Source organism: Cobetia sp. PDI-23MA, from assembly GCF_059507735.1.
This window is the reverse complement of record NZ_CM183352.1, coordinates 2372615-2395318: the sequence shown is the minus strand read 5'-3', so window position 1 is coordinate 2395318 and position 22704 is coordinate 2372615. Positions and strand designations below refer to the sequence as shown.

12 protein-coding genes are annotated in these 22704 nt (G+C 58.5%); 6 read left to right on the top strand and 6 right to left on the bottom strand.

The genetic code is table 11. The features are described from left to right. The first annotated feature begins 154 nt into the window (after positions 1 to 154). The 6 genes from AC5WNJ_RS10115 (at position 155) to AC5WNJ_RS10090 (ending at position 7242) form a co-directional block, all read left to right on the top strand. Positions 155 to 1222 carry a glycosyltransferase gene (locus tag AC5WNJ_RS10115; protein WP_495929567.1) on the top strand — a complete coding sequence of 356 codons (1068 nt, stop codon included), beginning with the start codon at positions 155 to 157 and terminating at the stop codon, positions 1220 to 1222. A gap of 5 nt (positions 1223 to 1227) precedes the next feature. After that, positions 1228 to 2349 (top strand): glycosyltransferase family 4 protein, encoded by a 1122-nt coding sequence (locus AC5WNJ_RS10110; protein WP_176677341.1) that lies wholly within the window; start codon positions 1228 to 1230, stop codon positions 2347 to 2349. A 2-nt stretch (positions 2350 to 2351) separates the two neighbouring features. Beyond that, entirely contained in the window at positions 2352 to 3359 is a 1008-nt protein-coding gene (locus tag AC5WNJ_RS10105) for an NAD-dependent epimerase (RefSeq protein WP_176677340.1), read from the top strand. A 268-nt stretch (positions 3360 to 3627) separates the two neighbouring features. Beyond that, positions 3628 to 4794 (top strand): nucleotide sugar dehydrogenase, encoded by a 1167-nt coding sequence (locus AC5WNJ_RS10100; protein WP_176677339.1) that lies wholly within the window; start codon positions 3628 to 3630, stop codon positions 4792 to 4794. A gap of 712 nt (positions 4795 to 5506) precedes the next feature. Further along, a complete protein-coding gene (locus tag AC5WNJ_RS10095; RefSeq protein ID WP_495929565.1) occupies positions 5507 to 6382 on the top strand; it encodes an O-antigen ligase family protein in 876 nt (291 codons plus the stop codon). Positions 6383 to 6591: 209 nt separating this feature from the next. Next, on the top strand, positions 6592 to 7242 hold the full coding sequence (locus tag AC5WNJ_RS10090; RefSeq protein ID WP_176677336.1) for a DsbA family oxidoreductase: 651 nt from the start codon (positions 6592 to 6594) through the stop codon (positions 7240 to 7242). A gap of 192 nt (positions 7243 to 7434) precedes the next feature. Here AC5WNJ_RS10090 and AC5WNJ_RS10085 read toward each other — a convergent pair whose 3' ends face one another. The 6 genes from AC5WNJ_RS10085 to AC5WNJ_RS10060 all read right to left on the bottom strand — a co-directional run bounded on the left by AC5WNJ_RS10085 (position 7435) and on the right by AC5WNJ_RS10060 (position 22703). Continuing rightward, positions 7435 to 8772, bottom strand: coding sequence for an aminotransferase class I/II-fold pyridoxal phosphate-dependent enzyme (locus AC5WNJ_RS10085; RefSeq protein ID WP_176678392.1), 1338 nt, complete (start codon positions 8770 to 8772; stop codon positions 7435 to 7437). Positions 8773 to 9103: 331 nt separating this feature from the next. Further along, positions 9104 to 9442, bottom strand: a complete 339-nt coding sequence (locus AC5WNJ_RS10080) for a hypothetical protein (protein ID WP_495929563.1) — start codon at positions 9440 to 9442, stop codon at positions 9104 to 9106. Between the two features lie 431 nt (positions 9443 to 9873). Next, positions 9874 to 18084, bottom strand: coding sequence for a type I polyketide synthase (locus tag AC5WNJ_RS10075; protein WP_495929561.1), 8211 nt, complete (start codon positions 18082 to 18084; stop codon positions 9874 to 9876). Continuing rightward, entirely contained in the window at positions 18081 to 19802 is a 1722-nt protein-coding gene (locus AC5WNJ_RS10070; RefSeq protein WP_495929559.1) for an LTA synthase family protein, read from the bottom strand. The genes AC5WNJ_RS10075 and AC5WNJ_RS10070 overlap by 4 nt, the downstream gene beginning before the upstream one ends. A gap of 392 nt (positions 19803 to 20194) precedes the next feature. Continuing rightward, positions 20195 to 21079, bottom strand: a complete 885-nt coding sequence (locus tag AC5WNJ_RS10065; protein ID WP_495929557.1) for an SDR family NAD(P)-dependent oxidoreductase — start codon at positions 21077 to 21079, stop codon at positions 20195 to 20197. 130 nt (positions 21080 to 21209) lie between these two features. Beyond that, positions 21210 to 22703, bottom strand: a complete 1494-nt coding sequence (locus tag AC5WNJ_RS10060; RefSeq protein ID WP_495929555.1) for a capsule polysaccharide biogenesis protein — start codon at positions 22701 to 22703, stop codon at positions 21210 to 21212. Between the last annotated feature and the right edge of the window lies 1 nt (position 22704).

Genomic DNA, 22704 nt, shown 5'->3' with positions numbered 1-22704 from the left:
ATATGGCTATATTGATGTTGATAGAATATAAAAACTTTTTATTGCACTATAAACCAGATAATTTGCTCTATGATGTCTATAATTTTTATTTATAATCATATCCTTGTGATAACATAAGACAAATCCTCTAGCATCTAACTGGAAAGGGTTATATATGAAGATTAGTTTCTTTATTGGTGTAATGCACACTGGTGGGGCCGAAAGGCAGCTCATTTATGTGGCTAATAATTTAGCTGAATTAGGACATAACGTCAAAATAGTAACTCTTAAAAATGGACAAGCATATGAGAGTTTATTGTCATCCGAAGTTCAAGTCGTTAATCTTTCTTCTACTTCTTCATTGTCCGGAATAATAAAGACGTATTCGTACTTTCGTAAAAATAAGTCGGATTTAATTGTCTGCTTTTTATATCATGCTACCTTGATCGGAAGAATACTTGGGACAGTTCTACGGATACCTGTAATAACATCTTATAGAAATACAAGTTATGGTGGTTATTGGAGAGATGTCATTATTCGGTTGACCTCATTACTTGACACCAAAACATTATCTAATTCCAAAAAAGCTGAAGAACGTTTGTGCTTGAAATGTTTGAATAAGTCTGTTGATGTTATTCCTAATTATTTTTTTCCAGATAATTTGGGTTGTGCATTAACTCATAAGCAGGACAAATCTAGTTTTGATTGGTGCTATGTGGGTAGATTAGCGCCACAAAAAAATCTCGAACAATTGTTATATGCCTTTAAGGAATTTTGTAATTCTGGTACAGCTAATACGAAATTGTATATCTTGGGTAGTGGTCCAGAAGAAGATAAATTAAAAAAATTGTCAGCTAAATTAAACTTAGAAGATAAGTTGGTGTTCTTAGGACACTCTTATGATGTTAGAACTACTTTCGAAAAATCTGACGCTTTTATTTTACCATCTTTAAGAGAAGGTATGCCTAATGCGTTAATGGAGGCAATGTACTTCGGTCTACCCTCTGTAGTTACTCCTGCTGGGGCTACGCCAGAGATGATTCAGGATGGTGCTAATGGTTATGTTTCGAATGGGTTTAGCTATAAACATATAGCAGACTCTATGTTAAAACTCTATTCTTTGGACGACAATGCCAGGAAGTCTATGGGTTCTTTGGCGCAGCAATATATAAAATTTAACTGCAGCACGAGTCATATTACCAGTCTATGGAATAATGTAATTATAAATATCTCGAAAGGTTAAAATTAATGTCAAAGTTGACTCGTGTGTTTTTTATAGGTAATAGTGCTTGGTATTTAGAGAATTTCAGAAGTTCTACTATCAAAACTTTTTCAGATAAATTTTCTGTAAGTTGTTTAGCACCTAAGGATGATAATGGGATTCCTAGTTACTCAGAGTCCGCGCAAGTTATTAATGTATATTTAAACCCCACTAGTAAAAACGCTATTAAAGAGATTTGCTCATTAGTATCTATTTTTTTTATATTAATCATAAAGCGGCCCGCCGTCGTATATTCGTTTAATCCTAAAACCAATCTTTATTCTTTGATTAGTTGCTGGGTATTACGCATACCTTGTATACCGAATGTCTCTGGAGTTGGCCAAGCTTCACAGCTTGGTGGTGTCCTTGGGAAAATATACAGTAAGCTTATTGGTTTTTTTTATAAGCGAGCTAATCATGTTTTCTTTCAGAATAAAGAAGATTATCAATGTTATATTGACTCAGGATATTCAGATCCGTGTTGCTCTGAAGTTTTACCTGGTTCGGGCGTAGATTTGAAAAAATTCTGTCCAACTTATAAAGCTAGCGGTATTACTTTTTTAATGGCTGCAAGACTAATATATCCTAAAGGAATTGCAGAGTTTGTTGAATCATCTAAGCTATTAGCTCCACATCATTCTTCAAGCTACTTTAGGTTAGCCGGAGTTGAGGATAATTCACAACGTTCTATATGTAAAAAAATTATCGCTGAATTTACTGCAATCGACAGAGCAGCTTTTCTTGGTCATGTAAAAAATATGCCAAACCTTTTAAAAAGTGTTGATTGCGTAGTTCTTCCCTCATACTATCCAGAAGGAACTCCACGTAGCCTATTAGAGGCTGCCGCTGCCGGAAAAGTTATTATTACTACTGACACCCCTGGTTGTCGTGATGTTGTCATCGAAGGTGTCAATGGTTTCCTCGTGCCTCCCCGTGATACAGAAGCTCTGAAAGAAGCCATGGAAAAGGTCATCAATCTTTCAGATGAAAAGCTGGCAGAGATGCAGGCCAACTCCAGGAAGTTGGCTGAAGAGAAATTTGACGAACAATACGTGATTCAGCGTTATCTTGATGTTGCTGAAGAAATACTTGCCAAGAAGAGTAAATAATAATGTCAGTATTGGTTACTGGAGCTGCAGGCTTCATTGGTGCAGAAGTCAGCAAGCGACTGCTGGAAGCAGGAAAAAATGTCATTGGTATTGATTCTCTCAATGATTACTACGATGTCTCGCTGAAAGAGGCTCGCCTCGAGCGCATTCAGCAGTCTTCTGAATTTACGTTTCTGAAGCTTGATCTTGCAGATCGTGATGCAGTAGAGAAAGTCTTTGCTGACAACGAGATTTCTCATGTCATTCATTTGGCCGCTCAAGCAGGGGTACGCTATTCGCTGGAAAACCCGCATGCCTATGCGGATGCCAATATGCTGGGTTTCTTGAACATCCTGGAAGGCTGCCGTCATCACAGGATTGAGCATCTGGTCTATGCCTCTTCCAGCTCTGTTTACGGATTGAATGCCAAGGTTCCGTTCTCTACCAAGGACGGTGTTGATCACCCGGTCAGCTTGTATGCGGCGAGCAAGAAATCCAATGAATTGATGGCACATACTTACTCACATCTATACGATATCCCGACTACTGGCCTACGCTTCTTTACCGTATATGGCCCATGGGGTCGCCCAGATATGGCTATGTACAAGTTCACCAAGGCCATTTTCGAAGGCAAGTCCATCGATGTGTATAACCACGGCGATCTATCGCGTGATTTCACTTACATTGACGATATCGTTGAGGGGATCATTCGCATCAAGGATGTCGTCCCGCAGGCTGGTCAGAAATCGGCAGCGGAGGGCCTTGCTCCGGATGAAAGTCCTGCACCCTATGCTCTCTACAATATCGGTAATGGTAGCCCGGTTCAGCTGATGGACTTCATCAGTGCCGTTGAGAAAGCCACGGGTATTGAGGCCAAGAAAAACTATATGGATATGCAGCCAGGGGATGTGTCTCAGACCTGGGCGGATACTGAAGATTTCTTTGCCGCGACTGGCTATCGTCCGCAAGTCGGGGTAGAAGAAGGGGCTCGCCGTTTTGTGGAGTGGTACCGCAAGTACTTTTCCAACTAGTAGGGTTGCGCTGCTCGTTACCTAATCCAGATGTCATCTTTATAGTCAGGTTTTCATTTGTATTGTTCAGTGGCTATCGTTATATCAGTTGAGATTCACTGATAGCTCTTGGCAGTACATGACTGTGCTGATGTTGATATCAGATTGCTCAAGCAGGATGGCGGTGATTCAACTTGGCTTTCCCTCAAGGAACTTCAGCGCCTGCCAGCAGTCTGATGTCTTCAGTATTTTTAGCTTTTCGTTACGGTAAACACAGGAAATATTTGAAATGAAAATTGCCATCGCAGGCACCGGCTATGTCGGTCTTTCCAACGCCATGCTGCTTTCTCAGCATCATGAAGTCGTCGCGTTGGATATCGTGCCGGAGAAGGTGGAAGGCCTGAACCGTGGTATCTCGCCTATCGTCGATAACGAGATCCATGAGTTTCTGGCACGTGGAGATCTGAATTTCCGCGCTACCCTCGACAAGGAAGTGGCCTACCGCGATGCCGATTTCGTGATTATCGCCACGCCGACGGATTACGATGCGACCACCAACTATTTCAATACCAGGAGTGTTGAAGCGGTGATTCAGGATGTGCGCGACATCAATCCTGACGCGGTGATGGTGATCAAATCCACAGTACCTGTGGGCTATACGGCTGAGGCGCGTGAGCGTTTCCAGACACAGAATCTGATGTTCTCGCCGGAATTCCTGCGCGAAGGCAAGGCGCTGTACGACAACCTGCATCCGTCTCGCATCATCGTCGGTGAGCGCTCCGAGCGTGCCGAGGTGTTCGCTGGTTTGCTCAAGGAAGGCGCGATCAAGCAGGGTGTTGATGTGCTCTTCACCGACAGCACCGAGGCGGAAGCCATCAAGCTGTTCGCCAATACCTACCTGGCGATGCGCGTTGCCTACTTCAATGAGCTGGATACCTACGCCGAGTCACATGGCCTGGATGCCAAGCAGATCATCGAAGGTGTGGGGCTGGACCCGCGCATCGGGCAGCACTACCACAACCCGTCATTCGGGTATGGGGGCTACTGTCTGCCGAAGGATACCAAGCAGTTGTTGGCCAATTATCAGGAAGTGCCCAACAACATGATCCAGGCCATCGTCGATGCCAACACCACGCGCAAGGATTTCATCGCGGAATCCGTGCTCAAGCGCGACCCGCAGGTGGTGGGGGTATATCGCCTGGTGATGAAGTCCGGTTCTGACAACTTCCGCGCCAGTGCCATGCAGGGTGTGATGAAGCGCATCAAGGCCAAGGGCGTGGAAGTGGTGGTATACGAGCCGGTGCTGGAAGAAGACACCTTCTTCGGTTCACGCGTCATGCGTGATCTTGAGGCATTCAAGCAGGAAGCAGATGTCATCCTGAGCAATCGCATGGCGGAAGAGCTCGCTGATGTGGTCGACAAGGTCTACACCCGCGATCTGTTCGGCAACGATTGATCCAGAGTTCTGTTTCTTGATCAAAACTCAAACGCCGCATCCTCGTGATGCGGCGTTTTCATATGGGCTCACAGGGAACGGGATAGAGGGAGCAGGTGGTGACTTTCATGCTGCGCGCCTGATGCCAAGGAGGAGAGCAGTTGTGTCAGGCTATCCCGCTCATCAAGCTCACGATGGCGCTTTCCCGTATTCGATTGAGTTGCCCGTATCACCGTTCACATCGTCATCTTTGAATCAGGAAGGCCAGGTATGCCGTCATTCGCTTCTGCTGCGCGCTCGGATTCATCCGGTGTTTCTCAGTATTTTTCACCTATGATCTCGCGCGCCGTTTCCTGCAGTGTCTTCCTGTTCGGCTTGCTCAGCCTGGTGATGCCTTCTGGCTATAGCTTGGGACCGGCGTTGCTGGTGTTGATCAGTGGCTATTGCTTGCTGCGAGAGCCGCGCGCGCTGTTGGGGGCCGCCCACAAGGAAGACCTGGCAGTGATTGGCGTGGTGGCAGGACTCGCTGCCCTGTTGCTGGTGAGCATCTTGCTGCAGGGGGATGCGTGGCAGACGACAGGCGTGCCGATTCGTTTGTTGTTGGCTGTGCCCGTGCTGTTGCTGGTGTTGTCGTGCCCGCCATCGCACGGGGCCATGTGGAGCGGGCTGATCCTCGGTAGTGTGCTGACCGGCAGCTGGGCGATGTGGCAGAAGCTGGTGTGGGGCGTGCATCGTGCGGGGGGGCTTCACCAATACCATCAACTTCGGCGATATCTGCATGTTGATGGGGCTGATGTGTCTGGCAGGCCTTGGCTGGGCAATGAGTCAGGCGGGAGCTCGGCGGCGCTATTGGTTGCTGGCGCTGCTGATTGGCGGTGCGTTCGGCATCATCGGCTCCTTGATGTCGGGGACGCGCGGCGCTTGGATCGGCTTCCCGTTTGCCGCCTGGGTGCTGTATCGCAGTTATGGTGAGATGATCTCGCGGCGTGTGCTGTGGTTGGGCGTCTTCATGTGTGCCGGGGTGATCGCCTTGATGGTGATGACACAGGCGACCGGCGTTCAGCAACGTGTCGAAGCCGGTGTCTCGGATGTCACGAAGTACGTGGAAGACCGCAATGCCTGCACCTCGGCGGGGGCGCGCCTCGAGATGTGGCGGGGCGCCGTGCTGATGATTGCCGAGCAGCCGTGGCTAGGCAGAGGCGAGACAGGCTACACCGAGGCGCGTGATGCGATGATCGAGCAGGGCGAGCTGAGTCGCCATGTGCAGGAGTATTCGCATCCCCATAACGAGTTTCTCGATGCGTGGGTCAAGCGTGGGATCTTGGGGCTGCTTGCGTTGCTGGCCCTCTATCTGGTGCCGCTACGCCTCTTCTATCGCCGTCTGGACTGTGACGACCTGACATTGCGCTCACTGGCTGTCGCCGGGGTACTGCTGCCGCTGACCTTCCTCGATTTCGGCATGACCTGGGTGATGTTCTCCCAGGCCAGCGGCGTGATGATCTACGCCTACTGGTTGGCGATCGTCTGGGGCACGTTGCGCGCCCATGAGCGTCGCCTTGAGGCAGCGCCGCCCGCCGCTTGTGATAAAGCCCAAGCCAAGTATGGCTGATCGGGATGTTTGCATGGAATGTCAGACCTGAAGAGGCGACAGCGTTCAGCGCTTGGCGCTCTGGCGATTCGACACTCTGCCGCTTCGGCACTCTGGAGAGGCTTTGACCTGAGCACGCACGGGGTCTACAGTATGCGCAAATTTGAGCAGTCGCTCACGAATATTGACGAGCGGTAAGGCGCCTTGCCTCGCCGCTCAGGAGAATGGATATGCAAGACAAGCTCAAGATCGACATCGTCTCCGATGTGGTGTGCCCGTGGTGCATCATTGGCTACAAGCGCCTCGAGAGCGCCATTCAGTCACTGGGTCTGGAAGACAAGGTCGAGATCGAATGGCAGCCCTTCGAGCTGAACCCGGGCATGCCGGCCCATGGCGAGAACCTGCGCGCGCACTCTGAACGCAAGTACGGCACCACGCCCAAGGGCAGTGTCGAGGCGCGCCAGAACCTCGCCAACCTGGCGGCGGAGGAAGGGTTGGTCTTCAACTACTTCGACGACATGCGCATGGTCAATACCTTCGAGCTGCACGTGCTGCTCGAGTATGCCGCCGAGCAAGGCATGCAGCATGACCTGATGATGCAGTTCTTCGCGGACTTCTTCGCACTGCAGAAGGATATGTCGGACCGCGCCGTGATGGCGGACTCGCTGGCTGCGGTCGGGCTGGATGCCACGGAAAGTCTCGCGCAACTCGATGACGCCGAGGCACGTGAGCAGGTCGTCCAGCATGAGAACTACTGGAAGCAGATGGGGATCTCCAGCGTGCCGACCTTCGTCTTCAACCGCCGCAGTGCCCTGAGCGGTGCTCAGCCCAAGGAAGTGTTCGAGCAGGTGCTGAGCGAACTGATGGCAGAGCAGTCTTGAGCCACTGACATCTGGCTCCGCCACTGATTCTTGTCGTGATAAAAACGCGGCCCCGCTGAAAAGCAGGGCCGCGTTTTTCGTTGTGGGATGTCAGCAGCGAAGGCTGCGAAATCCCGATCAGCCTTGGCTCACGATTCTGACTTCCTGCGCTGACTTGTCACTCTGGTTCACACCTCTGGCTCATGAGTCTGGTCAAAGACCCGCCTTGATATTGCTCAGTTGCTGCATGAGCGTGTCGAGGACGGCGTCGACCTGCGCTTCGGTGTGCTCGCAGGAGAGGAAGAAGCGCAGCCGCGCGCTCTTCTCCGGCACGGCGGGGTGCAGGATGGGCTGGACGTTGAAGCCTGCCTCGAATAGCTGGTTGGAGAGGCGAGCGGCCACCAGCGAGCTGCCCAGAATCACCGGCACGACGGCAACGCCCAGGCTGTCGCCGACATCGAGTCCCAAGGCGCGGGCGCGCTTGAGGAAGTAGCCGGAGACGGCGTGCAGCCGGGCGATGCGCTGCCTGGCATCATCGCCCTGGAGCAGTTCGAGAATCTTCAGCGATGGGGCGGCGACCTGTGCTGGCATGCCCACCGAGTAGAGGAAGCCCGGCGCGAAGTAGCGCAGCATGCTGACCAATTCCTTGCAGCCGGCGATATAGCCGCCGCAGCCGGATAGCGTCTTGCTCATCGTGCCCATCCAGATATCGACGTCACGCGCAGCGATGTCGTAATGCTCCCTCAGGCCGAGACCGCGCTCGCCGAGCACGCCGAAGGAGTGCGCTTCGTCGACCATCAGCCAGCAGCGGTACTTCTGCTTGAGGGCGATCAGGCGCGGCAGGTCCGGCACGTCGCCGTCCATGCTGTAGAGGCCTTCGGTGACGATCAGCACGCGCTCGAACTTGCCCCGCTGGGCACGCAACAGCGCTTCCAGCGCGTCCGGGTCATTGTGCGCGAACGGCATGCGGCGGGCGCCGGACAGCTGGGCGCCGACCAGCGAGCTGTTGTGGATCCACTCGTCATGCAGGATCAGGTCCTTCGGGCCGAGCAGATAGCCCAGCGTGGAGACATTGGTGGCGTGGCCACTGACGAAGACCACCGCATCCTCGACGTCGTAGGTGCGCGCGACGGCGGCTTCCAGCTGCTGGTGGATCGGTCGCTCGCCGGAGACGGCGCGTGAGGCCGATACCGAGGTGCCATAGTGCGCGGCAGCGTCAGACGCGGCCTTGACCACTTCCGGATGGCGCGAGTAGTCGAGGTAGTTGTAGCTGGCGAAGTTGACCAGCTCACGCCCCTCGATACGCGTCGTGGCACCGGCGCAGCCTTCATGCACGCGAAAGAAGGGTTCCGGCACGCCAAAGGCGGCGCCGGCCTGCTGCATCATGCTGAGCTGCTGATAGCCCGGTTGGCGATCGAAGCGCACGAAGTCGTCGCTGATCTCCAGTGTCGGTGTCCTGGGGGCAAACACATCATTGTCAGCCTCGCCCGCCATGGCGGCGGTAGCTTGGGTGCGACGGGCACGCGCTTTGTCCAACAACTGTTGTTTCATGTCGCGGGGGTTGGGGCCGGAGGAGTGACGAGATGCCAAAGAGGAAGTCCTTGAAGTAGAAGCAGTCTTTTCCCCGATGATGAGTGTGCACGCGCAAGAGGGCAAGTCTTTGCAGGTGTGGGGACGAATCTCTCAGGCTTTCAGGAGGCGTCTTGTAGGCAAGCGTGCGAGTTCGTGAGTGCACTGAGATCATGCTGGTCGAAGAGGGGGACGGCACGGGGCGTTGCGCACACAATAATGCCCATTATCCAACGTGTGCTGCCATATCAAGGTCTTATCGCCGTTCTTGGCTGGCCGCCAGGCGAGCGGTTGCACTCAGCGGCCAGGGCGATCAAGCGACAGGAGCTAGAAAGTCGCCAGGCAGTGGGGTACGGGGTAAATGGTTCTTGGCTTTGAGAGTAATGTGCGTATTGAGCTCCTCTCCCCGAAGCCCAGGGTGTTGCCGAATATGTTCATCGATTAGCTGAATGACAAATTCCGCATAACGCGATGAGGCGAGTTCTATTGTCGAGACAGTGCGCCCCATCAGCTGGACGATCACGAGATAAGTATCCTGCTGCGTTCGGGCAAGGAGCAATGCGTAACCTTCGGTGCTCGTAGTGATAGCCAAAGGCACATGATCTACGAAGTCTCTATGTGAGTTGACAGACAGGATGCTCATTTCGTCCATGAAGGTGATCTCACCTCGTGAAAATATGGGAACTTGCCGGATGATGCCTAATGTCCGTTGAGGCAGCACCGCTGACTATAATAGTCTAGTAAGTAAAACACTAGTTGTCATTTATTTTTTAGCTAAACAATTACAACAGGATGTAGATACTTTCGGTGTAAAATTTGAAATTAGCGTCCTAAAATGGTTTAAGTATTAATGTTCTTGGCCGCAGATTCTGAGTCCTGAATTCAAGCAACAAGTGCAGCACCCGCGGTATCCAAGCCTCCTGCCTCTACCGTGCGTTCCAAAGTGCTGCGGTTATTCTACGAATCTAGGAAATTCAGCCTCACATGGCCATGGAGCTCAAACGACCGATGCAAAATTGCGCTCGTTTGAGCTACAAAAGTATTAACCTATTTCAGGACTGGATGATCATTTAGTATTACGCGTTACTTGCTGACCATCTCACCGCGTTCTGAAGTCACTGTGGCTGCTTCACCGCCATGCTGCTTTACCAGCTGCGCCATGGCCTTGTCTTCCGAGCTGATTTCGGCTTCCTCGCCGTCGGTGTTGCCCATCTTGTGCATCAGGCGCTCCGCGAGTCGCCACAGGGTAGCGGCTTCACTGATCATCATCACCGGAATACTGATGCCCAGGCGTGCCTCGACTGCCGTCATCAGCTCGACCCCCATCAGCGAGTCGAAGCCCATGTCATAGACGCTCTTGTTGACGTCGATGGCGCTGGCGTCGATCAACAGAATCTTGCTCAGCTCGCCCTTGAGAATCTCGACGATGGCGGTCTGCAGCGCTTCGCCGCTCAAGCCCGCCAGTGCCGCGGCGATATCATCCTGCTGCGCCTGGCTGTTGTCATCCTCACCGGCGCGGCGGGCGATTTCCTCGAAGCGTGGCGTGGCGGCGGTCGGCAGGAAGCGTGCAAGCGCGCCCCAGTCCAGTTCCAGCACGCCCAATGAGCGTCCTGGCAGGCCGAGTGCCTGGGCGTGCTGATCCGCACTGATCATCTCGCCGAGACAGGCCAGCGCGTGGTCTGCAATCAGTGCATCGCCGCCGAGGCGATTCTTGAGCGCTTCAAGGGTCTTTTCGTTGCGAGCTAGGAAGCCGGCATCCTCGATCGCGCCCCAGCGTGCGCAGGTGGCGGGCAGGCCACGCGAACGACGGTTGGCGGCGAGGCCTTCCAGCCAGTGGTTGGCCGCCACGTAGACGCTCTGTCCCGGGTTGCCGAACAGGGTGGTGGCCGAGGAGTAGAGCACGAAGAAATCCAGCGCATGCTCGGCACTCAGGCGGTCCAGTAGGCGTGCGCCTTCCAGCTTCGGCGTCATCACGCGCTGGATGCGCTCGGCATCGAGGTGGCGAATCAGCGCATCATCGATCACCGCGGCGGCATGGATGATGCCCTTGAGCGGTGCGATGCCATCGGCGTCAGCGAACTTGCCGAAGCGTGCGAACACCTTTGATAACGCGGCGTCATCGGCGACATCACAGGCCAGCGCATGCACGTTCACCCCTTGGGCCTCGAGACGCGCGACGCCTTGCTGCGCTTCCTCACTGGCCGCGCCGGAGCGCCCGAGCAGGACCAGCTCACGCGCGCCCATCATGGCCAGCCATTCGGCGCTGCGCAGGCCAAAGCCGCCCAGACCGCCGGTGACCAGATAGCTGCCCGCCGGGTCGATCGTCAGTGTCTTTGCATTGGCCGTTATTGCGTCTGAACTAGCGGGCACTGCACTAGCTGTCTGCTCAGCGGCGGGTTCGGCAGTGCGCTGAGTGACGACGACCTTGCCGATCTGGCGGGCCTGCTGCATGTAGCGGAAGGCTTCGACCACCTGGCTGGCATCGAAGGTGGTGTAGGGCAGCGGCGCCAGGGTACCGTCCTCGAACAGCGCCATCATCTCGCGGAACAGACGCGTGGTTAGGCCAGGGCATTCCTTCATCAGCTGATCGGAATCGATGCCGAAGTAGCTCAAATTGTTGCGGAACGGGCGCAGCCCCATCGGGGTGTTCTCGTAGAAATCGCGCTTGCCCAGTTCACAGAAGCGCCCGAACGGCTTGAGCACGCGCAGGTTCTGGGCGATGGCTTCACCGGCCAGCGAGTTGAGCACCACATCGACACCACGGGCATCCACGGATGGATCGCGCTGCTGGCGTGCAGCGAGATCGGCCAGGATATTCTCGGCGAAGCCATGGCTGCGCGAGTCATAGACGTTATCGATGCCCATCAGCGCGAGAAAGTCACGCTTGGCCGGCGAGCCGACGGTGGCGAACACCTCGGCGCCTAGCCACCCGGCGATCTGCAGTGCCGCGATACCCACGCCGCCGGCGGCGCCGTGAATCAGTACCTTCTCACCTTTTTCGAGCCGCGCAAGATGCTTGAGCGCGTAGTAGACGGTGAAGAAGGTGGTCGGGATGGTCGCCGCGGCTTCCAGGCTGACGCCGTGGGGCACATGGGCCAGCGCCGTGTCGGCAATCACCAGTCGGTCGGAGAAGCTGGCTGGGCCGAAGCCGACCACACGATCGCCGACCTTGAATTCGGCATTGGCGCCGGCTTGAGTGACGATGCCGGAGAACTCGAGCCCCAGGCTCGGGCCGGAGAAACCGTGTTCGATGGCTTCATCCGACAGAAGGCCGAGGGTGTACATGACATCGCGAAAGTTGAGACCGGTCGCCTCGACACGCACTTCGACTTCATCGGCTGCTACGGCGGGCAGAATCCGTGGATGCCACTCCAGATTGCGCAATTGACCGGGCTGGCTGAAGCCGAGACTGACGCCGAGGCGCTGAGTGCCTGTGGCTGTAGAGACTGATGTCTGAGCACCTGAGGTCTGCGAGAGGGAGCTTTCGCCACCAGCGGCCTGCTGAGGAGCCGCTACCTGACGCAGGCGTGTCGCGAAGCGGGCGCCATTGGCATCCAGGACCACTTCCTGTTCGTGGTCCGGCGCTTCGAATTCCTGCACCAGCGCGCCCATCAAGGCCAGCGTGTTGACGGTGTCGTGCCCAAGCGCCGGCGTATCCAGCAGGCGTATGGCCAGCGACTGGCTCTCGTTGGCCAGACTGCGCGCAAAGCCCCAGCTGGCCGCATCCGCCGGAGGAGTCGCTGCGGGGGCGCCATCTGTCTGCCACAGCGTCGCCACGTCATGTGTCAGCACCCACAGGGTCGGGGCGAGGCGACTGTCGTCCTGCTCCTGGGCGCTGTCAAAGGCCTGGGCGATCTGCGCCAGCAGCTGTAGGCGTGCGCACTGGAGGACGTTGGTGTGATCCGCGTCGCTCTGCTCACCCTTTGCGACAGCGTCAGGCAACGCGATCAGGTGATCAACGTCGCCGAGCTGCTCGATCAATGCGGACCCGTCCGCTGGCAGAGTCGCTGACAGGCGGTGATGGTTGACCTGATGGCCGCGCGCGGCCAGTGAGTCACTCAAGCGCGTGAGTAGTGCCTGATCTGCCGGTGCCTGCGGGCTATCCAGCAGCGCGATGGAGAGCGTAGCGGCTTGGCTTGCCACTGATTCACTCTCGACTGATTCATCTGCCGCCGTCTGGCCTTCAGCGGTTTCCGTAAGAGCTGCAAGCGGCGTCTTGGCAGCAAGCGTCGCGGACAGCCACCAGGCACCTGATGTTTCAGTGCTCAAGTGATCGCTGGTCAGGTTATCGCTGGCAGGCGCTGGTGACTCGATGTCGAGGCCCAGCTGGGTCAAGAGACGTTGCCATTGGGCGATGCCTGGATGACTGCGCAGCTGCTCACCATCATTGAGGGCCAGAATTGGCCCGGCCCAGGCCGCCGGTTCACAGCCATACAGCAGCAGCTGCGCGCCGGGCGCCAGACGGGCGATCAGCGCTGTCAGCAGCTCGCGCGCCTGTGACGGTGCTTCGAAGTCCAGATGCACGATGGCGAGCTGCGCCTTGTGGGTCGTGACAGTGTCCTGGAAGGTCTCGCCAGTGATCACGTCGATCAGTGGCAAGTCATCCTGCAGGCGATTGGCTTCACTGAGGGCACCGGCACTGGCGGCCACGAAGCGGTAATCCAGCGCTGCGAAGCGCCCGTTGCGTGCATCCGCCTCGCGCAGTGTCGCGAGACGCTGGCCCAGCCAGGGGCCGCCGGCACCCAGCTCCAGCACATCGAGGCGCTGGCCGGCAGGCAGAGTGGCAAGCGCGCTGCTGATGCGTTGATCAAGCTGTGCGCTCAACCACTGCCAGCCGGCATAGCCGACTGCCGTCTTGAGCAGCGTCGGGATCAGCGGCTGGCGCAGATGTTCCAGTGCGGCACTGGCGTCCGTCGAGAGCAGCGCCTCGCGATCTGCCACCGTTTCATCAGCGGTGCCGTCCAGCTGAGTTCCTTCTGGCTGAGTCCTTTCTGACTGAGTCCCACCCAACGGCATGCCGCGATTGAGCCATTCATCCAGATGCAGGTGCAGGCGACCGGCGGCATGCGTCAGCGGCAACTGGCCCGGATAGTCATGTACCAGCAGCTGCCAGATGTCATTGGCGGCGGGCAGATCCAGCGAGTTGATCTGCCAGTCGCCGCTGTCGAGTGCTTCCGTCAGGCCTTGCGACTCGGCCCAGTCGAGCAGGGCACGGCTGAACAGCGGACAACGGCGCTGCCAGCGCGACAGTGCCTCGTGATCCAGATGGGCCTGCTCCGGGTCGCCCGGCGCGGCGTGACGCAGCAGGGTTTCGTGGACGCTGGCGAGCATCAGGCTGTCGAGCAGCGGCTCCAGCTCATCGCGGTAGCTTTGGCTGTCGGCCAGTAGCACCTGTGCACTGGCGGTCGCGTCGCCCTCACCAACATTCTCATGACCTTCCACAACACTATCGGCAGCGTCTGACGCCTGCATGGCGTCATTCACCAGGTCTGCGAGATCCAATGCCGGCGTGGACGGCTGGGTGAGCGGGTGCGGTGCGGCAGTCAGTTCGATATCCAGGTAATCCAGATGCGCCGTGCCATCACGCCCCAGGCGTACGGCGCGGAAGCGGGCCTCTTCGGCAACTGCTACTGCGCGGCCTTCGGCGTCGAACAGCTCGAAGTCGGCACACAGGGAGTGCGGGCCACGCGAGCGCAGCACGACGCGCGCGGTGATGATCTGCGAGGCGCGTACCTGCTCACGCACCTGCAGGCGCCCCACGCGCACCGGCACGAAGGCCATGCCATTGCTGGCCGCCATCTGGCCCTCTAGCACGCCAAGCAGCGGAATGAACAGCTGGAAGGCGCTGTCGAGCACGCCGGGGTGCAGGTGGAAGTCGGCATCCTGGCTGGCCATTTCCTCGGTCAGCGAGAAGCGGGCCAGCACCTGCGGACGCGCAGTGCCCGGTGCGTGATGGTCGGCGCCCGCGTCGACCCAGATCTGCTCGACGGCACGGAAATGCGGGCCATAATGCAGGCCGAGTTGCGCGGCAGCCGCCACGTGCTCATCGCGGCCGAAATCGGCGGCGCGAGTGGGCATGATCGGGGCGGCTCGCTCCAGCAGGCGTCCACGGGTGGCGGTGAAGGCGCGCGCCACGGCGTGCAGATTCCACTTGTCGGCATCCTCCGCGCGTGTCTCACGACTCTCCAGACGCATGGCGCCATTGGCGCTGTCCAGTGACAGGCGGGTCAGACGCAGCGTGCTGTCATCAAGCAGCAGCGGGGCGCGAATCTCGAAGTCTTCCAGATCCAGCACGTCGGGCAGGCTGCCCGCATCGGCGCCGGCGGCCTGCCATTCGTGGGCGGCGGCCAGGCATTGCTCCAGATAGCCGGCGCCCGGGAAGACGGCACTCTCGCCGACCTGGTGATCGGCCAGCCACGCGACCTTCTGGGTATCGAGCTGGGCTTCCCAGGTCAGACGCTGCTGGGCGAGACGATAGCCGAGCAGCGGATGTACGTAATGACGATCCAGCAGACGCTGGCTTTCGCTGGTGGTCTGGATCCAGCACGGGATGCGTTGCCACGGGTAGCTTGGCAGCTCGACGAACTGACCGGCGACCGGGAACAGGCGACTGATGTCGACGGCGCCGGAGAGCAGCACGCGACCGCGCAGATGCTCCAGGGCGTCTAGCCCGGCATGGCGACGGTCGAGACTGGCGAGCACCTGGCCGGCGGGCGCTTCTTCACTGCGCGCCTTGAGGATGTCGTTCAGGTAGCTGCGCAGGATCGGGTGCGCGCCGATCTCGATCAGCAGGCGATGGCGGCCGAGGGCAGTGTTCTTTTCCGCATCGGCGTGCCAGTTGACCAGTGAGGTGATAGCGGCCTCGAACATGACCGGCTGACGGATGTTTTCCCACCAGTAGCGTGCATCCAGCTGCTCGCCGGCAATGACGCTGCCGGTGACGGTGGAGATGAACGGGGTATGGGTGGCGCGGGGCTTCAGGCCGTCGAGGGATTCAAGCAGGCCGGACTTGATCGTGTCCATCGCCGGGCTGTGGAAGGCGTAGTCAAGCCCCAGTACCCGTGCGAAGGTGCCCTGGGCGGAGAGTTCCTTGCTCAACGCTTCCAGCAGCTCACGCTCGCCGGCCAAGGTGGTGCCGCGCGGGCCATTGATGCCGGCCAGTGACAGCGAGGCCCATTGCGGCTGCTCCAGCCATTCGCGCATCTCGCACTCGCCAAGGCCGACGGCCATCATCGCGCCGGTGCCACGGGTGCGCCCCTGGTGGTAGCTGCGCTGGAAGATGACGCGGGTAGCCTGTTCGAGTGTCAGCGCGCCACTGGCCCAGGCGGCAGCGACTTCACCGACGCTGTGGCCGTTGACCGCAGCGGGGCGGATACCGCGTTCGATCAGCCATTCGGTGACCGCGACCTGCAGCGCGAACAGCGTCGGCTGGGCGATCTCGGTGGCGTCCAGGCGGTTCTCGCCTTTCTCGCTCAGGCTGCCGTCCAGCTCCTTGAGCAACTCGAAGCCATTGAAGGCACGGAAGGCGACGTCGAGGCGCTCGAGGCAGGCGCGCACGCTGGCGGATTCTTCCAGCAGGACACGGCCCATGCCGACCCACTGGCAGCCATTGCCGGAATACACGAACACCGGGCCGCGCTCCTGTACGGGAGTCGGGGCATTCGTCGTGGCACGGGGTGATGCATCATTGTCACTGGCGCTTGGTAATGCCGGCAGACGGTCCGCCAGGGTGATACGCGGATGGTCGCCGAGATCCCCTTCGCTGCCGAGGGTATCGAGGTCTTGAAGCAGGGTGGTGAAGTTATCTGCGCTGAGCAGGGCACCATGCACATGGTGCTCGCGGCGGGCGGCCAGCTGCCAGGCGAGATCGTAAAGGCTGGGCGCCATGTCGTGGTCGGCGAGCTCACGCAGGTGCTCTGCCAGCTCCAGTGCGGATTGCTTGAGCGCCTGTGGGGAACGGGCGCTCAGGCGCAGCGGCGGCGTCTGTTCACCTTCACTGCTCGGTTGCGCTACCGACTGTTCGGGGGCGCTTTCCAGCAGCACGTGGGCATTGGCGCCACCGAAGCCGAAGGAGTTGACGCCGACGACCAGGCGACCTTCCGCCTTGAGCTTGCGCGGCTGGGTGACGATATCCAGATTCCACTCGTCGCTACGAATCTTCGGATTCAGGCGCTGGATCTTGATCGTCGCCGGAACTTCACGGTGCGCGATCACCCCCAGTGCCTTGGCCAGCCCGGCCACGCCAGAGGCGGTTTCCAGGTGTCCCATGTTGCTTTTGATCGAGCCGATCGGCAGCGGACTGGTGCGCTTCTGGCCGATGGCAGCACCAATGGCGCGGGTTTCCAGCGGGTCACCGACCGCGGTACCGGTGCCGTGGGCCTCGAGGTAGTCGATCTCGTCCGGGCTGATGCCGGCCTGCTCGCAAGCCTGTTCCATCAGCTGGATCTGCGCCGACGGGTTGGGCACGGTCAGGCCGGACTTGTAGCCGTCGGTATTGACCACCGAAGAGGCCACTACGGCAAGGATACGATCGCCATCAACGATGGCCTGGTCGAGATCCTTGAGCAGGAAGACGCCGCCGCCTTCTGATCGCGCATAGCCGTCGCCGGCCTCATCGAAGACCTGACAGCGGCCGGTCTTCGACAGCATCGTGGCCTTGGAGAAGATCAGGAAGCCGTAAGGGTGCAGATGCAGGCTGATGCCACCGGTCAGCGCCATGTCGGTCTCGCCGCTTCTGATCGACTGGCAGGCCTGATGGAAGGCGACCATCGAAGAAGAGCAGGCGGTATCCAGCGACAGGCTCGGGCCGTGCAGATCGAAGGCATACGACAGGCGATTCGAGGCCACGCTGGAGGTATTGCCGGTGGCGGTATTCGGGCCGATGGCGCTCAGGTCATCCGCCATGCGATAGGAGTAGTCCAGGCTCGCGATGCCCATGAAGACGCCACAGCGTGAGCCGCGCATCTTCTCGGCCGGGATACCGGCGTGCTCGATGGCTTCCCAGCTCATCTCCAGCAACATGCGTTGCTGGGGGTCCATGCTGGCGGCTTCGCGCGGGCTGATGCCGAAGAAGGCCGGGTCGAAACCCGTGATGTCGCCCAGTGAGCCTGCGGCGAAGCTGTAGCTCATGCCTGGGGCTTTCTTGTCCGGATGCGAGAGAGAATCCTTGCTCCAGCGGTCGTCGGCGACTTCGGTCACCATGTCCTTGCCGGCCAGGAGGTCGTCCCACAGAGTGGCCTGAGTGGTGCCGGGGAAACGGCTGGCTGCGCCGATGATGGCAACGCGTCGGGTCATGACAAGCTCCTGAACTTCTGAGTCACGGCACTGTGGCGAGCATGTTTCGCGGTCGCCTTCAGCAGCGCACTTCCTAATGTATCGATATTGATGACGCGCGGGTCGCCCTTGCGGCATTGCTCGTCAGTCTTGAAGGGCCCTTCACAATCAAGGGCCCACTCCATCAGTTCCGGGTTCTCGTCGTGTACGGCCGCCATGGTCTGGCGGGCGGTGTCGCCGGACTCCGGCAGGATGCTGGACCAGATGAAGCAGTCGGTCACGCCATTGGGCTCGCCCAGGGTCGTATAGACCTCGGGCATGATCGGCACATGGTCTCCATAGAAACACAGCAGCCCGCCGCGTGGCAGTCGTGCCAGCGCGGTGTTGAGCTGTTCGATCATCGCATCGGCATTCACCAGATGGCGCAGATAGATGCCCAGTTCCCGACAGTTCTCCGGCAGGTCTCCGTCATACCATTCCGCCAGACGTGTGCTGTCGAAAGTTTCCAGATGCAGCGGGCCATGATTCTCCATGGTGATTACCTGGATGAACAACGGCGTGTCGCCGGCTTCCAGCAGGCAGTCTTCGACCTTGGCCGCCACGGCGGCATCGCTGATGTATTGGCCGCTCCTGTCGGCATCGCTGAAGTGGGCGATGTCAAGGAATTCATCGAAACCGAGCTGTTTCAGCACCTGATTGCGCAGATAGAAGGTGCCCGGGTAAGGGTGGATGCACAGCGTGCGGTAGCCCATTGCCTTGTAGCTGGCGGCCAGATTGGGCACGGCGCGACGCGCCAGCTGATGGTAGGGGTTGAACTGGTGCACGCCGAGCTCTTCGGCGGTCAGCCCCGTCAGAAAGGCGGTTTCGGTGCGCACGGTATTGGCGCCCCAGGCCGGCACGGCCAGACGACCACACGGCAGCCCCTGGGCCAGGGCGGTGAAGTGGCAGCGGTCCAGGTTCGGCAGCAGGTCGTCACGTACCCGGGGATAGACGCGGCGGGCATCGAAGAAGGATTCGCTCTGCACGCTGACCACATGGGGCAGTGCCTTGGTGGCGTCCTCGTCATCGAGTTCGCGCAAGGTGGCGTCGAGTTCGCGCTGTGCCTCCTCCAACGGATTGCGCAGTGGCGTCAGCGGGCGACGCGCCAGTCGCGCATAGGCCAGCAGGTAGGGCACCATGCCCAGCTCACTAAGATCGAATTCGTGGACCAGCATTACCTTGCTGGCCAGACGGTTGCCCAGGGCGTAGACCAGGAGGCTCGCACCGATCAGTACGCTGATCAACGGCACCAGCCACAAAGCGGCATTGCCTGAATAGGCGGTGGAGAAGCCCAGCGCGGGCTCGAGCCAGAACCCCAGGCCGATCGCCAGCACTCCTGCCGTGGTCGCGGCGATGGTCAGCCCGATGCCGAAGAAGGGGATGTACAGGCGCGGGTGCTTGATGGCGTCGGTGAAGTACTCGAAGTCCTGGCTGAGGAAGGGTTCACGCAGCGACACGTACTTGGTGTGGCTGACCTGCAGCACCACCAGCCACAGCGCATTGACGACGATCAGCGAGAACCAGGGCCGCTGGGTGATCAAGGTGCACAGTGACCAGCTGGCGCACCAGTATCCAACATGTGCCAGCCTGGCGCTGACGGGGCGACGCCAGAATGCGGCTGGCGGTGTCGTCATCTGTTTCAGCAGCAGATGCTCAAGCCCCAGCGTCATCCCGAGGCCGACCAGCAGTGGCCCGGACATGAAAGACACAAACGCAATGACAAACTCCATGTAATGCCGACCTCGTTAGCCTCTGTCGTCGCAGGGGCTGTGTAGTGTCTGGTCGAGTACTCGACCTTGATCAAGATCCATGGCGACGAGGGGAGTGACAAGTCGGCCCCTCGCCGCAGTATTTTCAGGCGCTCTGGTGTCCAGATCCTGATCGTTCCAGCGTGTTCAACTGCCGCTATGGCGTTCCCGCCACTGTCTTCCTTATCGATCCTGCACGATGTACTCCAGTGGCAGGTACTGGGGTATTACGCTAACTCATTGTCATGACAATGGAAAAACGCCGAGTCATCGCCTGCTGCGCATGGCGGCCCCGCTCACGGTTCAGGCCTTAGGTTCACGGTTCACGAAGACGCAAGCCCCGATCAATGAGTGTAATTGAACCACCCGAGCAGGCGCTGGGAGATTCCGGCGGGCAGGACACTCAACCACCAGCACCCGAAGTTGAGCGGGAAGGGGAAGCTGATACGCGCCCGGTTGCGCGCTGCCCCCTTGAGAATGCGGCGTGCGGCCTTCTCGGGTGGCATCTCGAAGGGTTTGGGCCCTGGCATGGCTTCACACATCGGCGAGGTGACATAGCCGGGCATGACGACGGTGACCCCTACGCCATGGGGTTTGAGCCAGCTGCGCAGGCCTTCGCCATATGCCTTGACCGCCGCCTTGCTGCCGCTGTAGCTGGGCGTCAATGCCAGGCCATGCCACGCCGCCAGGGAGCTGAGCAGTACCAGCTGGCCATTGCCTCGCTGCTTCATCGCCATGGCCAGATGATGGGCCATGCCCAGCGTGCCGATCACGTTGGTCTGCAGCAGGCGGCGTGAATCCTCCCAGCGCTCTCCGTTGCCCTGGGGGCCGATATCGGTATTCATGCCGGCATTGGCGATGGCGATGTCCGGAACGCCGCGCGCGCAGACTTCATCCAGCCAGGTGAACAGGGTCTCTTCATCACACAGGTTGAGTACCGTGCATTCCACCTCGGCGCCCAGCTTGCGGCAGTCGTTGGCGATCGCATCGAGCTTGCGCTGCTTGCGGCCGGTGAGAATCAGCGTGGTGCCCGTCTCAGCGTAGGCGCGCGCCAGGGCGCCGCCGATCTCGCCCGTGGCACCGGTGATCAGGATGCGTCGCAGGCGGCTGGCATCCTGCGCGGCTTGCGCACTGGCGTCGCTCTCTGCAGGTCGATTATCCGCTCGGTGAGTGTCAGCGGTGCGCTCAGCGTCGGTGGGCTCTGGCTGCTGGGGAGGCATGGCCGTCATCTTTGGTCTCCTTGAATCCCGACACCCAAGGTCGGCAGTTCCCTTGCGTTTCTCGTTATGGTCGGGTGAGAGAGGCTGTCATCATTGGCTTGTCTCACCTCAATTATTGATCCAGCAGTCTGCTGCATTTTCAGCCGCGACTCAGCATCTGCTCTAGGGGAGAGCGCTCGGCACACAGTATCTTCGTGGCCCCCCTCACGGCGAGTTGCATGCCCGGCTTGCTGTAAAACCCCCCATTGAGTTGCACGGTATGGATGACCGTATTGCGGAAGCTTCGGAACAGGGTAGTATCTGGCCTCGTGCCGTCGATCCAGAAGTCATGCAAGGACCCTTGGAAAGTCAAGCCAGGCAAGTTGAAGATCGGATCTCCCATGCAATACGTCGGGCAACGGTACTGCAGTGCGACATTGCCGGTGGTGCTGTTGACGGTGATCATCCCCTTGGCATGCTGAAGGAGGTTCTCTAGATTGCCACTTTCTAGGTAGACGATGCGTCCGATCACATCATAGCGACGCTCAAGTTTTCGAATCAGCTTCGCGTAATCTACCAAGCCCATGTCCAACGGATGGTTCTTGATAACGAGCCGAGCTCCGCTGGGAGTATTCAGGGAAAAGCTCTTCATCACACGCTGGATCACTTCCTGCATATTCGAGAAACGCGAGTGGTGACGAATTTGGGCGTCGGTATTGAGCTGTAATGGCAATAGGTAGAAAGGTGCCCCGCTGCGCATTAGTTGCTCGATGCGCCCGGCATCCCGCCGCTTGTACCAGCGCATCAGGGGGAGGCGCGTGGCATAGCCACAATACTCTTCCACCGCGTTAATGCTGTGTGGTCTATAACGTGGGAACAGGAGTGGGTTGGCGGCACCAGCCAAGTGGTAAGTCATGTCGTGGCGTGCACGCTCCCAAAATGGCGCCTTGAAACGCTGTGGCGTGGGGGCATCTACAAGGTGCCTGCCTGCCTCGAGGAACCAGTCAGGATCGCGTGGCAGCAAGGAATGGCCATTGACGCCTTCGCGCTCCAGCGTCACCCAGTAAGGGCGGAAGTAGCCCTCCTCGAACACGTGGGTACGGATGCCGAGATATTCTGCTTTGAGCACGGCATCACGATGTACCGGACGTCGGTCGCCGAACAATACCTGATCGGTGACGTGGTGCTTGCGCCACAGATCGGCGATCCAGTCGCCGAGGTCCTCGAGCTTGCCGCGATAGGCATACGCCTTGTCGTGGCGCCAGTAGAAGCTGTCGCCGCTGTTGAAGTTGACCTTGATGACCTCATGGCCATCCTGCTTGAGCTTTTTCGCCAGATGTAGGAAGAAGGGCGAGCACACCCCCTGCAGCAACATGAAGACGCGCCGGCGGCCGCCTCCCGGTCGGATGTGAGCAGAGGGTGGCTGCCCCGGAGTGTACAATTCAGCACCACGCGAGACGTCGGGCTGAGCTGGCGGACGTGTCAGGACGGCATCATCCGACATCTTGAGCTGGCGCAGTTTTTCGATCGCGCTAGCCACGGAGGTTGTCGGTGAAAGGCCTTGCTCCCCGAGGCTCTCTTGCGCGCGAGCGTCCGCGTGCATGAGGGCGGAAGCTGAAGCGGTGAAAGGCAATGCCAGACGTCCATGTGACATG

Coding starts and splice junctions, on each gene's coding strand:
- AC5WNJ_RS10100 (WP_176677339.1), top strand. CDS start 3,628: ATGAAAATTGCCATCGCAGGCACCGGCTATGTCGGTCTTTCCAACGCC.
- AC5WNJ_RS10070 (WP_495929559.1), bottom strand. CDS start 19,802: ATGTCCGGGCCACTGCTGGTCGGCCTCGGGATGACGCTGGGGCTTGAG.
- AC5WNJ_RS10080 (WP_495929563.1), bottom strand. CDS start 9,442: ATGGACGAAATGAGCATCCTGTCTGTCAACTCACATAGAGACTTCGTA.
- AC5WNJ_RS10115 (WP_495929567.1), top strand. CDS start 155: ATGAAGATTAGTTTCTTTATTGGTGTAATGCACACTGGTGGGGCCGAA.
- AC5WNJ_RS10065 (WP_495929557.1), bottom strand. CDS start 21,079: ATGACGGCCATGCCTCCCCAGCAGCCAGAGCCCACCGACGCTGAGCGC.
- AC5WNJ_RS10110 (WP_176677341.1), top strand. CDS start 1,228: ATGTCAAAGTTGACTCGTGTGTTTTTTATAGGTAATAGTGCTTGGTAT.
- AC5WNJ_RS10090 (WP_176677336.1), top strand. CDS start 6,592: ATGCAAGACAAGCTCAAGATCGACATCGTCTCCGATGTGGTGTGCCCG.
- AC5WNJ_RS10060 (WP_495929555.1), bottom strand. CDS start 22,703: ATGTCACATGGACGTCTGGCATTGCCTTTCACCGCTTCAGCTTCCGCC.
- AC5WNJ_RS10085 (WP_176678392.1), bottom strand. CDS start 8,772: ATGAAACAACAGTTGTTGGACAAAGCGCGTGCCCGTCGCACCCAAGCT.
- AC5WNJ_RS10105 (WP_176677340.1), top strand. CDS start 2,352: ATGTCAGTATTGGTTACTGGAGCTGCAGGCTTCATTGGTGCAGAAGTC.
- AC5WNJ_RS10075 (WP_495929561.1), bottom strand. CDS start 18,084: ATGACCCGACGCGTTGCCATCATCGGCGCAGCCAGCCGTTTCCCCGGC.